Annotated in this window: 10 protein-coding genes; 3 read left to right on the top strand and 7 right to left on the bottom strand. The window is 39.9% G+C overall.

Annotated elements, in window-relative coordinates; translation table 11 throughout:
* Positions 1–34: 34 nt before the first annotated feature.
* Positions 35–556: an acyl-CoA thioesterase gene (locus LPB86_RS12815; RefSeq protein WP_230644522.1), complete on the top strand. Its 522-nt coding sequence runs from the start codon at positions 35–37 to the stop codon at positions 554–556.
* 6 nt (positions 557–562) lie between these two features.
* A complete protein-coding gene (locus LPB86_RS12810; protein ID WP_230644520.1) occupies positions 563–1756 on the top strand; it encodes a sodium:proton antiporter in 1194 nt (397 codons plus the stop codon).
* On the opposite strand, the gene LPB86_RS12805 is transcribed toward LPB86_RS12810, so the two are convergent.
* From LPB86_RS12805 to holA, 4 genes are all read right to left on the bottom strand, one after another.
* A complete protein-coding gene (locus LPB86_RS12805) occupies positions 1746–2315 on the bottom strand; it encodes an SHI family protein (protein WP_230644518.1) in 570 nt (189 codons plus the stop codon). The two genes, LPB86_RS12810 and LPB86_RS12805, sit on opposite strands and share 11 nt — an antisense overlap.
* 80 nt (positions 2316–2395) lie before the next feature.
* Positions 2396–2800 (bottom strand): EVE domain-containing protein, encoded by a 405-nt coding sequence (locus tag LPB86_RS12800; protein ID WP_230644516.1) that lies wholly within the window; start codon positions 2798–2800, stop codon positions 2396–2398.
* Between the two features lie 83 nt (positions 2801–2883).
* Positions 2884–5457 (bottom strand): zinc-dependent metalloprotease, encoded by a 2574-nt coding sequence (locus tag LPB86_RS12795; protein ID WP_230644514.1) that lies wholly within the window; start codon positions 5455–5457, stop codon positions 2884–2886.
* An 89-nt stretch (positions 5458–5546) separates the two neighbouring features.
* Complete coding sequence (gene holA, locus LPB86_RS12790; protein WP_230644512.1) at positions 5547–6572, bottom strand: DNA polymerase III subunit delta; 1026 nt, start codon at positions 6570–6572, stop codon at positions 5547–5549.
* Positions 6573–6628: 56 nt separating this feature from the next.
* Here holA and LPB86_RS12785 point away from each other — a divergent pair, with 56 nt between their 5' ends.
* Positions 6629–7090 carry a type I restriction enzyme HsdR N-terminal domain-containing protein gene (locus LPB86_RS12785; protein ID WP_230644509.1) on the top strand — a complete coding sequence of 154 codons (462 nt, stop codon included), beginning with the start codon at positions 6629–6631 and terminating at the stop codon, positions 7088–7090.
* On the opposite strand, the gene LPB86_RS12780 is transcribed toward LPB86_RS12785, so the two are convergent.
* The 3 genes from LPB86_RS12780 to LPB86_RS12770 all read right to left on the bottom strand — a co-directional run bounded on the left by LPB86_RS12780 (position 7091) and on the right by LPB86_RS12770 (position 13355).
* Positions 7091–9769 (bottom strand): valine--tRNA ligase, encoded by a 2679-nt coding sequence (locus tag LPB86_RS12780; protein ID WP_230644507.1) that lies wholly within the window; start codon positions 9767–9769, stop codon positions 7091–7093.
* A 73-nt stretch (positions 9770–9842) separates the two neighbouring features.
* A complete protein-coding gene (locus LPB86_RS12775) occupies positions 9843–11042 on the bottom strand; it encodes a glycosyltransferase family 87 protein (protein WP_230644505.1) in 1200 nt (399 codons plus the stop codon).
* A 153-nt stretch (positions 11043–11195) separates the two neighbouring features.
* Positions 11196–13355, bottom strand: coding sequence for a DPP IV N-terminal domain-containing protein (locus LPB86_RS12770; RefSeq protein ID WP_230644504.1), 2160 nt, complete (start codon positions 13353–13355; stop codon positions 11196–11198).
* Positions 13356–13379 lie beyond the last annotated feature (24 nt).

The following is a 13379-nucleotide window of genomic DNA, read 5'->3' as shown; positions in this document are numbered from 1 at the left end:
CAATTCCTTCATTTTTGTTTACTTTTACGGTTATATGAGCATAAAAGTGAAATCTCCACAAGTATCATTCACGATCATGAATGAACTGGTACTACCCAACGATACCAATACCTTAAATAACTTAATGGGTGGCAGGTTATTACACTGGATGGATATAGCCGCTGCAATATCTGCTCAGAAACACTGCAATAGAATTGTAGTTACAGCATCTGTAGATAATGTATCTTTTAAACATCCTATAAAGCTGGGTGATGTAATTACAATAGAAGCGAAAGTAACGCGTGCGTTTAACACCTCTGTAGAAGTTAGATTAGACGTTTGGGCAGAGAATATCCCTTCGGGCACCAGGATGCGATCTAACGAAGCTTATTACACCTTTGTAGCACTGGATTCTAACGGGCTTACTATCCCGGTTCCAGAACTTGTACCCGAAACTGAAGAAGAAATAGAACAATACGCAGGTGCTTTAAGGCGCAGACAACTCCGTTTAGTATTGGCAGGAAAAATGTTACCGAATGATGCGAAAGAGCTTAAGGCGCTGTTTTTTAAAGAATAATGTTACATGACTACATACACTACACTAATTATACTGAGTGGTCTGGTCATATTCTCTTACCTGTTTGACCTGGTTGCCAGTAAAACCAAGCTCCCCTCAGTACTGCTGTTGTTAATTTTAGGCATTGGCCTTCGCTTACTGGTAGATGAACTGCACCTGCATACCTTTGATTTTTTGAAAATCCTTCCTGCCCTTGGCACCGTCGGCTTGATCCTGATCGTTTTTGAAGGTGCCCTGGAACTCAAATATGAAAGAGACAAGAATAAACTGATAAAAGGCGCGTTTTTGTCCGCACTTTTTATTCTCATTGCTACAGTTTCTGTAATTACCTTTATCATCTATAAAATTACCGGACAGGATCTATATATATGTTTTACCAATGCCATCCCTTTCAGTGTCATCAGCTCTGCAATAGCAATACCATCGGCTGCCGTGCTGGGCGGAAAAAGAAAGGAATTTATCATTTATGAATCTTCTTTTTCTGACATCCTCGGCATCATTCTTTTCAATTTTGCAGTCTCAAATCCACATCTCTCTATATCTTCATTTACAGGCCTTGCTTTAAGTACCTCATTAATTATCGTATTATCCGCAATATCCTGCATATTGCTCATGTACCTGATGGGCAAACTCTCTCACCATATTAAATTTTTTCTGATCATCTCCATCCTGATCCTGATATATGCAATTGGGCAATCTTATCACCTCTCCTCATTAGTACTCATCCTATCTTTTGGCCTATTTTTAAACAATGCAGACGCCATAGAGCATGCTTATTTTAGAAGCATTTTTATTTATAAAAATCTGTCTAATGATCTTTCGCAGCTGCATCAGCTTTCTGCAGAAAGTGCATTTATCATCCGGACCTTCTTTTTTGTAATTTTTGGATTTACAATGAACATCAAAGCGCTAAATGATGGTATAGTAATTGCCAACGGACTGATTATTCTATTGACCATATTTGCATTGAGATTTACTTATCTTAAATTATTCAGAAAAGAAAACAGCGGAAATGAGATCTTTATTGCGCCACGCGGACTAATCAGTATCCTGCTTTATTTTAACCTGCCAAACGCACTTAAAATCCCTCAGGTAGGTACATCATTTTTATTTATGGTTGTACTGGGTTCCAGCCTTATCATGAGCATTGGCCTGCTGGCCAGCAAAAGGAATAAAAAAGCAGCGTTGACTAGTTTGTAGAGACAAATTTTAGCTGCTGCACTTCCTGGGCAGTTTCTGGATTTTTTTGAAACATCACAGAATGGCTGGCCAAACTCTGCATTTCTCTGGAATAATTCTTTTGATCGTAATTCACATTAAAAATGGAACTACCGTTCATCATATTAATAGGAGCCGCTAATCCATTAAGGGCAGAGTTTAAAAAACCTGATAAAATCCTACAGCTCAACTCTTCTTCAATGGTGTGGTCTTTTTCTCCCCATTTACGAACAGCCACCATTTTATTGGAAACAGTCCTGTAATTCTTTTCGTAATAAGGATCGTAAGTAAGGTATTTCTTGTATTTGGTACGTCCGGTAATGACTTTTAATTTAATGGTTTTGATGTCACAGGCACTAAAGAAAACACATGAGGTATCACCTTTTACAGAAATTCCATGATCAGTAACATCATAAAGCACACCTTTAAAGGTATTACTACCAGTATTAACTACCGCTATGTAAGGCTTAACCTGACCTATTGCATTAATGCTAACACAACTAAAAAGAGAGGCGATGACTACACAAACCAGTAACTTCATATGCAAATAATTTATCCTAATATAGGAATAAACAACCGCATACCAAATTTTGTTTAATAAATGTCAGTATAAAGCAAAATTTAACTTCCCATTTCAAGGATTTTGTCAAATTCTGTAGCTTTTAACTGCATTACCGACAAGCGTCCCTGACGCACCAGCGAAATGTCTTTTAAACTTTCTTCTGCCTTGATTTGCTCAAGGGTAACAGGATTTTTTAATGTTTCTACAGGTACAAGATCTACCACAACCCAATTTGGATCTGAGGTAGTAGGGTCCTGATAAAATTCCTTTACTACTTTAGCCACGCCCACTACGCATTTGCCTTCGTTACTGTGGTAAAAAAGCACCAAATCACCTTCCTGCATCAATTTAATGTTATTTCTGGCCTGGTAATTACGCACACCATCCCAAAACGTACGCTTATCTTCATTAAACTTTTCCCAACTGTATTTAAAAGGTTCTGATTTTACCAAAAAGTAGTTCATGCTGCAAAATTCGGCAAAAATATGCAAACAAAAAAGGGCACCGCAAATGCGGCGCCCTGTAAATATCAGTTATTTAATATCGGTTATCCTTTAGGATTTAAAGCCATATCAATGCGCTCGGCTAAATCCTGCAAGTGATACTTACTCATGCCTGAGGCCTGAGGTACCGCTGCTTTAACAGCCGCAGCTAACTCACGTAATTGCGCTTTAGCTACAGAAGCAATATCACCAGGTGCAGCTCCAGCAGAGCGGCCTCCCATTTGTGGCATTCCCATAGCGGGAGCAGCTGGTGCAGCAGGAGGATTAACTAATGCAATCAGTTTATCTACATATGATTTTTGCAGGTTTCTGCGGTATACATCAATAGCTGAATTGCTTTTCAGTTCAGTGAAAATACTTCCCTGTAAATCCGTAAAAAAGTCTGTTACTTTGTAAGCAGATTCACCATCAGTAGCCTCTGCACTGATCAATTTACCCAAAGTACTTGAACTTAGCAATTTATTTAATACAGGAGCCTGTAAGCCATTAACTACCTGAATAGGGTCTTTGCCTATATTATCTAGAGTAGTTTTATCTAACAACCAGGTTGGCGTGGTAAACAGGTTAACATCTAAAAATGTCATCGCTTCTTTCTGAGTAGCAGCAGGCGTACGTGCATAAACAGTTCCTGGCTGCTCTATAGTTTTTGGAGTTTCTGTGACCCCACCTATATTTTTAGAAACGTGTCCCATGTAACGGCCCAATTGTGAAGTCAATTGTCCATACATGGTTTCTAAATCTTCATAACCTTCATTTGCAGATTTGGTCCATTCAGGCAGTTTGGCAACAATTACTTTAAGGTTTTTAATCCCATAAGTACTGGCAAGCATTGCATTATCGCCCAAATCTTCATTTTGAGAGCGTGGATCATCAGGATTAGTTTCTGTACCGAACCATAAACGTTTATTTTTAGCGCTTTCTACGGTCATTTTATTTAAAGCTGGTACTTCCGCAGCGGCAGTCTTGTATTCAGGCATAAATTTATAGCCCCACTCAATTGCCCACAAATCGTAATCTCCAATTCTTGGATAGATTCCTTTAGAAGAAATATGATCTTCCGGTTGCGCCACATAATTAAAACGTGCATAATCCATGATAGATGGCGTATGACCATTAGCCTCTACAAAGGCCTTATTTCTTAGCATTTCAACCGGAACAGTTGAACTTGAACCATAGTTATGACGCAGACCTAAAGTGTGACCCACTTCATGTGAAGACACAAAACGAATTAAATCACCCATCAGCTCATCACTGAAAGCCATTTTGCGGGCTCTTGGGTCAATTGCAGAAGCCTGGATCATATACCAATCATGAACCAGTTTCATTACGTTATGGTACCAGTTGATGTGACTTTCGATGATTTCTCCACTGCGTGGATCAGATATACTTGGTCCGCTTGCATTCGCAATTTCCGACGGTTTGTAAACGATAGCAGAGTGCATTGCATCATCCAGGCTCCAGGTAGAATCCTGGGCAGCCGTTGGGGCAACCTTTGCAATAATCGCATTTTTAAACCCAGCTTTCTCAAAGGCTTTTTTCCAGTCATTAATACCCGCCATTAAGTAAGGTACCCATTTTTTAGGCGTAGCAGGATCAATGTAAAATACAATTGGTTTTACCGGCTCTACCAGTTCTCCCCTTTTGTATTTTGCCATATCTGCTGGTTTAGGCTCTAACCTCCAGCGTTTCACCAACTGTACTTCTTTTACACCTTGAGGATTGGCATCAAAATCTGTATAGCCAACAGTGAAGTAGCCTACACGAGGATCGAAATAACGTGGCTTCATTGGCACTTTTGGTAAAATTACCAATGACGTGTTCAATTCCATAGTGGTAGTACCACCACCACCGCCACCGCCCATAGGTGCACCCGGACCAGTAGCTCCACCGGCTGTAGTATAGGTTCTGGTTGTGGTAATTTCTACGTTTTTAGGAAAGCTACGCACATTGTTTACATAACTTTTATCTGACTGAAAACCGCCAATTTTGTATTGACCTTTTGAAGAGCCTGAAAAATAGAAAATATCATTATCACTATTGATGAAATCAGTAATATCAATAACGCTACCTTTTTTATCTGCAGTATAAGCCGCGATGTTAAAGGCTGCGGCAATAGCCTGAATATTTGAGTTTTGCAATGAGCGGTACATGGAAGCAGTACTGTCTGGTCCGTAAGTCCTGAAAGACAGTTTACGCATAAAGATCCTGTTGTTAGGCCCTTTTTCAAAACGGATTACACTACTACCAATTTGGTCTCCTGCATAGCCCGATGCTGAACGTACTTCTGCACCTGCTTTAGAAATCCTGCTTACCACAAGAATGTCCCTGCCTAAAGTAGAATCAGCAATTTCAAAAAAGAACTTGTCTTCTAATTTGTGGGTAGTAATCATTCCCCTGCGCGTAATGGCTTTGTCGGTAATTACCGTAGCATACGGTTTTGGTTCTGCTTTTGCTCCTGGCATTAGCGGACGGCCAGGCCCGGCTTTTTTTGTGGTATCAGTTACGGCCACCGGAGTCTTGGTTGGTGGGGTTTGTGGTGGAGTTTTTGGCTTATTCTGTGCCTCGGCATACGAAACAGCAGTTAGAGCCAGCAATGAGAATAAAACGGTTGCTTTCATCTATATGAATTTGTCGGTTAGTTTATGACGCGCAAATATATACAGAGTTATGCATCAACAATACTCATTAACATAACTTTACAGTTACATTAATGAATCATTTTAAAGAGCAGTTCTTTTAGCAATTCGCCATCACTTATATTGCCTGTACTGTCTACCCCTTTACTCTTCAAATCGTACTCCCTAAGCAGACTGATAATATCAAATGTTTTAGGCAAATTATAGCTCCTGGCAGCACTTTCATAATCTTTGATAAAGTAAGGATTTATACCCAGTTCCTTAGCAGCGTCGTGCTTATTTTGCAAATAGTGGTATTTTAAGACCTTTGTAAAATAGGCATTGAGGTTAGCCATTACCATCACCATGGGATTGGCTTTCGGGTTATCTGCAAAATAGTTCACAATTTGATTGCATTTGAGCACATTACGTGATGCCAATGCCTTTTGCAGCTCAAACACATTGTATTCTTTACTAATCCCTATATTTTTCTGAATATGATCTGTATCTATAGTGGTTTCTCTGGATACATTCAGCATCAGTTTTTCCAATTCATTGGAAATTTTGGAGAGATCAGTCCCCAAATACTCTGCCATTAGGGCCGCAGCCTGAGGAGCTATTTTGGCACCTTTCTCTTTCACTAAATCTTCTATCCATCCGGCAAGTTTATAATCCCGAACAGGATCTGACTGAAATACCAATCCTGATTTAGAGATCGACTTAAAGATTTTTTTACGCTTGTCAAAATTGGCATATTTAAAACCGAGCACCAGAATGGTAGAACTAAGTGGGTTCTCGAAATAACTCTGCACAAACTCGGCCTCCTTACTACTGCCTTCTACTTCTTTTGACCACTTTAAGTCCTGGGCTTCTTTAACAATAATCAACTGGTAGTCTGACATCATTGGATAACGTTTTGCGGCATTCAAGATCATAGCCATATCCGCATCCTTTCCATACAGCACCGTTTGGTTAAATCCCTTTTCCATGTCATTCAAAACATGCTCTTCCATGTAATGAATAATCTGATCAATGTAGTAGGGCTCTTCGCCATGCAATAAATAAACAGGCTTAAACTTCCTTGCTTTAATGTCTTTTATAATATCTGAAGCAGTCATATAATTATCCAAATGTAACCGCTAAAAACTAATTATTAAAGGTTATTTTTGCACAAATGGCATTTATTCCCACACCTCTTAACCTTCCAGAGCATGCTTTCAGGATTACCCTGAAGGAAGATCAACACTATATCTTTGACGAAATCAGGAAAAAGCACCTGGTACTCACTCCAGAAGAGTGGGTGCGCCAGCACTTTATCCAATACCTCATCAGGGTAAAAAAGTTTCCAAAAGCACTTATCCAGGTTGAAGGTGGCCTGAGTTTAAACAAACTCCAAAAAAGGACCGATATCGTGATCTTTAACGCAAAGGGAGAAAGAATTATGGTCATTGAATGCAAAGCCCCAAAAATAAAGATTACTCAGGCAACCTTTGATCAGGCCGCCCGGTATAATTCTGTACATAAAACACGCTGGCTGGTAGTTACTAATGGTTTAAGACATTGTTATGCACAGATAGACCATACCAATGAAAAATTCCTCTTTGTAGAGGAACTTCCATTGTATAGTGCATTATGATTAGCCTTGTAATATTAAAAGACTCTCTTCAATAATTTTAATCTTACCTTCCGCGTCGGCCTTTTTGTTGCGTTCGTTCTGGATAATTTCAGGTTTAGCATTCTGTACAAACCGTTCGTTGCTCAGTTTCGCATCTACCGATTTCAGGAAACCCTGCAGGTAAACTAAATCTGCATTTAAGCGTACCAGTTCTGCTGCTACGTCTATCGTTTCGTTCAACTGTATAAAAAACTCATCCGTACCCACCATAAATGCCGCGGCACCTGCAATTTTATCATTCACAAAAGTAACTTCAGCAATGTTTGCCAGTTTGGTAATGATGTTAAGCCAGTTTTGGTAATTCAGCTCAGAGTTTACTTTTACCGCAAGAGGTAAGGCATCTTTCAATGGAATCTGTTTGGTGTTCCTTACGCTTCTAACTTCTGCCACCACACCTTTAACTACTTCTGCTTCTTTTAACAAAACAGCATCCGGTTCGGCAACTACAGGGTATGAAGCCACAATGATACAATCCATTTCACCACGTTCGCCAAAGATCTCGTCATGCCATAATTCCTCTGTTAAGAAGGGCATAAAAGGATGAAGGATTTTTAATACGCGCTCAAAAAAGGCTACAGTAGCTTTAAGCGAAGCCGCATCTATAGGTTGCTGATAAGCAGGCTTAACCATTTCCAGGTACCAGGCGCAGAAATCGTCCCACACCAATTTGTAGGTAGACATGAGCGCTTCAGACAGGCGATACTGTTTAAAATCTGCTTCAATCTCCGCCAATGCACTGTTAAAACGATTTTCAAACCAGCTAATGGCTTGCGCATTTGGGTTTTCCAACGTTTCGTCAACTTCCCAACCTTTTACCAGTCTAAAAGCGTTCCAAATCTTATTCGCAAAATTACGTCCCTGCTCGCAATAGCTTTCATCAAACATGAGGTCGTTACCCGCAGGCGACGACATCAACATGCCTACACGCACCGCATCAGCACCATATTTTTCAATCAGGTCTATTGGATCAGGAGAATTACCTAAAGATTTAGACATCTTACGGCCTAATTTATCCCTTACAATTCCTGTTAAATATACATTGGTAAAAGGCTTTTGCCCCCTAAACTCATGACCGGCCATAATCATACGGGCTACCCAGAAAAACAAAATTTCAGGAGCAGTTACCAGATCATTTGTCGGGTAGTAATAGTTAATATCAGGATTATCAGGATTTTTAAAGCCATCAAATACAGATATCGGCCATAACCATGAAGAAAACCAGGTATCCATTACATCCGGATCTTGTTTTACAAAAGGAGACAACTGGTTTTTGAAACCAAGGGCTTCTACCTCGGTAAATACCCCATCAATATCTTTGAGTTTTAAAAATTCTGTTAGTGCCTCTTCTTTCGTCTTAGCCACTACCCAATTGCCCTCATTGTCATACCATGCGGGAATTTGCTGGCCCCACCATAACTGGCGACTAATATTCCAATCGCGCACATTTTCCATCCAGTGGCGGTAGGTATTGATAAATTTCTCCGGAATCAGTTTTACATCACCATTCAATACGTCTGCCAAAGCAGGCTTTGCCATTTCATCCATCTTACAAAACCATTGTAAAGAAAGTTTAGGCTCAATAGCCGCATTGGTACGTTCAGAGAAACCAACCTGCGAAGTATAATCTTCAACTTTTTCCAGGTGTCCGGCTTCATCCAGCAATACGGCAATTTTTTTCCGCGCAGCAAAGCGGTCTTCCCCAACCAGAATTACCGCTAGTTCATTTAAAGTTCCGTCATCATTCAGGATGTCAATTACCGGGAGTTTATGTTTAACACCTAGTTCATAATCGTTTAAATCATGAGCAGGAGTTACTTTTAAACAACCTGTACCAAAATCCATCGTTACATATTCATCCTGTATCACTGGTATTTCCCGGTTAATCAGGGGAACATACACTTTCTTACCCTTTAAATGCGCATAACGTTCGTCGTTAGGATTGACGCAAATTGCCGCATCCGCCATTATCGTTTCCGGACGGGTAGTGGCAATCGTTAAAAACTGCGATTCTGCAGCTGTACTACCTGCAATGGTATATTTAATGTAATATAGTTTCTGGTTTACTTCCTTACGGATCACTTCTTCATCAGACACAGCCGTTTTACCTGCGGGGTCCCAATTGATCATCCGGATACCGCGGTAAATCCTTCCTTTTTTATAAAGGTGTATAAAGCTGTCTATTACTGCTTCAGAAAGGTCTTCTTCCATGGTAAAACGCGTACGGTCCCAATCGCAGCTAGCACCAAGTTTTTTAAGCTGATCTAAGATGATACCCCCGTATTTCTCTTTCCACTCCCATGCATAAGCTAAAAACTCTTCCCGGGTCAAGTCGGTTTTGCTGATTCCGCGCTCTTTAAGCATAGCCACCACCTTTGCTTCGGTAGCAATAGAAGCGTGATCAGTGCCCGGAACCCAGCAGGCATTTTTTCCCTGCATACGTGCGCGGCGTATCAATACATCCTGAATGGTATTGTTTAACATGTGCCCCATATGCAACACACCCGTAACATTTGGTGGTGGAATCACTATGGTATAGGGCTCACGCTCGTCAGGCTCAGAATGAAAGAATTTTTTGTCCAGCCAGTAGCTGTACCATTTATCTTCGGTTGATGCTGGGTCGTATTTAGTAGAAATGCTCATTATAATAGACGAATATCTTGTAAAATGCAAAAATAGCTTTTTAATCCAATGATTCGTAAAATTTCATGCCCTGTTATGCTGCCGCTACAGACCACCTTCTGGATTCCTGAAAAACAGCCTCGTACCTGAATGCTTTATACAAAACCCTAATCCAAACCAGGAAATAAGGAAAGCTGAGCATAGATAAAAGTATGGGGTGACTCTTGGCAAATGCCGGAAAAATCAACATTGGAAAATCGCAGGCTACAACAAGAAGTACCGGTAGCAATACATTTTTTAGGAGTTTATTTTTTTCCAGAATGTACCAGATGCCTACCCCTGCTATAGAAATAATGAACGTACAGTCTTCCGCACCTGTGCTAAACAATATTGGAAAAAGTAAGGTAGAAGAAAGGATTAGCAATTGGTATTTCTTTTTACCGTAATGCCTAACATTGGCTAAAGGAATAATAAAAAGCAAAGCACCTAGGCCTATGAGTATGCCATTACTTAAATAAGGCACTTGAAAAAGTGCCCTGAAAAAGCCCATAATAGACATATCTATCCCTTCGCCAGATACATTGATGGCATTTTTTTCTATTAAAGCGCTAAACCATTCTACATAAGAATGCAGCACAAATTGAGGAGATGAGAATAGTATAGGCAATGCAAAAAATACCAGGCCCCAACCTATAGAATACAAAACGTAACGGGTTCTATATTTTGATAACAGGAAAAAAGTAAGGCCTATAATTCCGTAAAGCTTTACAAAAATCCCCACCATCATAAACATAGAAGAGAAAAATCCTCTTGATTTATTAAGCTGGGTGTAGTTTAAAATGATTAAAGCCCCGGCGGCAGCATTAAACTGCTGGTTTAACATAGATTCAATTAAACATGGAAGTGCGATATAACCGAAAATCATTTTTTCTTTATCACTAACTGGCAAGGTTTGCACTGCTTTGAAAAGAAAAACACAGTTGAACAGGTTCCATAAAAGTAAGCCAATCCAATTGGGTAGTGCTGCAAAAGGAGCCACAATTAGGCTAAACACCGGTCCATAGTGGTTTACATCTTCATGATATTGCGGATAAGCAGCATAAAAAGATTGCTGATGCAAAAGGTTTCTGAAGGTGTTTTCAAAAATAAGGTAATTGTTAAGCCTGTTGGTGATCCAGGAATCAACAACAAAAATTAAAGTAACACATATCCATATTAAAAATATGAAACGGTTATCCTCATAAAACTTCCCTTTAGAAGTGTTATACCTGGTTTTAAAGAAATCCCCTGCCATTGTAAAAATTATATTACAATACAATAATTAAGGATAAATTTTAAACTTCCAAATTTTTAAAAACAATTCGAAAAAATTTCTTTTAAGTAATCAGTGAAACCACTTTAACATCTTTTAACAACTTTCTGGGCGCCTAAGCACCCAACTTGTGCCTTATCTTAAATTCTCCACAAAATAATCTGTCACCTTTTGGTAGAGATGGCTCCTATCCTTTCCTATTACATTATGCTCGTGTCCGGGATAGATCATATAATCAACCTGAACTCCTTTATCAACCGCACTTCTTACCAGGTCTACAGTATGTTGCTGCACAACCACCGGATCCTGCATGCCGTGAATCAGCAATAATTTACCTTTTAGCTTGCCTATCTGCTTACTCATGTCCGTTCCCGCATAGCCATCCGGATTTTCCTGTGGCGTATCCATATAGCGCTCTCCGTACATAATTTCATAATAAGCCCAGTTGGTTACGGCTCCGCCAGCTACTGCAGCTTTAAAAACCCCGGGGTGGTTAACCATAAAATCTATAGTATTAAAACCGCCAAAGCTCCAGCCAAATAAGCCCATACGACTTGTATCTGCATACGGCAAACTTTTCAAGTAATCTACGGCGGTCATCATGTCCTCCATTTGCACATCACCTACCTTACGAAACATAGATTGCTCAAATGCCTTACCACGGTTGTCACTACCTCGGGTATCCATGGTAAATACCACATAGCCCTGCTGCGCCATGTACCTAAACCAGTAGTCGCCTGCCCCCGCATTCCAGCTATTGGTAACCAATTGAGCATGCGAACCACCATACCAGTAAACAACTACCGGATATTTTTTAGCAGCATCATATCCTTCAGGCTGGTATATGCTGCAATACAGGTCATCACCAGTATTGTTTTTAATAGAGAACACACGCGGTGTTCCCGAAGCATAATTTGTAAGGGGATTTTTGGCTTGCAAGATTACCCTTGGCCTTCTTGAAGCCGTTTCTAGTATAGCAATAGTCCTTGGGTTTTCTGTGCTGCTATAATTGTCAATCAGGGTATTTCCTGATGTACTAACCTGTACATTGTGTACCGCATATCCACGTGTAATTCTTCTTGATTTACCACTTTTTAGATTTACAACATATAAATTCCGGGTTGTTGGTGATTCTTCTGTGGCCGTATAAAACAAATTTTCGCCCTTAGTGTCAAAACCTTTTCCCTCAAGCACTTCCCAGCTACCTTTGGTAAGCTGTTTAATCATTTTTCCTGTGGTGCTGTAAAGATAGAAATGGTTCCAGCCATCTCGGTTGCTTTGCCAAATAAACTTAGCCGGATCATTTTTCAGAAACATAACCGGGTTTAATGGCTCTACATATTTCTCATCTTTTTCCTCAAAAATGGTTCTTACAAAGTTACCGGTTACCGCATCGTAAATATTCATTTTCATGTGGTTTTGGGCACGATTTACCACTGCGATATAAATGTATTTGTCATCCGGGCTCCATGCAATATTGGTAAGGTATTGCTCTGCGGGCAAGCCAGTTTTTAGATAGACGAGTTTTTGGTTTTCCGCATTATACACCCCAACGGTTACCTGGTGACTTATCCCTCCTGCCATTGGATATTTGATATTTTGGTTTTTAGCCGGACTCACGCTCCAGTCTATAATCGGGTAATCGGCCACCATATTTTGATCCATTCTGTAAAAGGCTAGCTTCTTACCCGTATTGCTCCAAAATGTTCCTTTTAAAATACCAAATTCTTCACGATGTACGGTAGAAGCATAAACAATATCTTTACTACCATCTGTGGTTACCTGCCTGGCTTTGTTGTCTTTTTGCACAAAAAGATTATTCGCATCCAAATAAGCCACATAACCAGCATTACTTTCTTCAGCATTAGTCTTATTGGCTATCTCAGCTGTTAAAATTGTACGGTAAGTGTTTGTTGAAGGGTTAAAAGCAACCTTAGCACCATTTAGATACAAAATCCATTCCGCTGCCTGGTTAAACTGTATCATCGGCATGGTTTTTAAGGTATCTTGCCTTGCTGCCCTTAGTTTCTGATTCAGTTGTGTAAGGGATAAATAGGGCTTCTCTGTTTTGGTTGAATAACTGCCAGACATCCAGGTTACGTTGTTATTTACGCGCTTGGCATAAACATATTGCTCTGTGCCATATATAAACTGTAGCTGCTGTAAGTTTTCAGGAGCCAATACCCCTCTGGCAGTTGTCATCGCTTCCTGCACTGTAAACTTTTTACCCTGTGCAAAACTATAAAAAGCAAGCGGACACAGCAGGCATAATAAAAGAAATTTCTTCATCATCATAAATTAGTTGAACCAAATGTATGA

Origin of the sequence: Pedobacter sp. MC2016-14, from assembly GCF_020991475.1 — a bacterium.
Lineage (GTDB): Bacteria > Bacteroidota > Bacteroidia > Sphingobacteriales > Sphingobacteriaceae > Pedobacter.
Note: the sequence above shows the minus strand (reverse complement) of the source record. Positions and strands in the feature narration are given on the sequence as shown.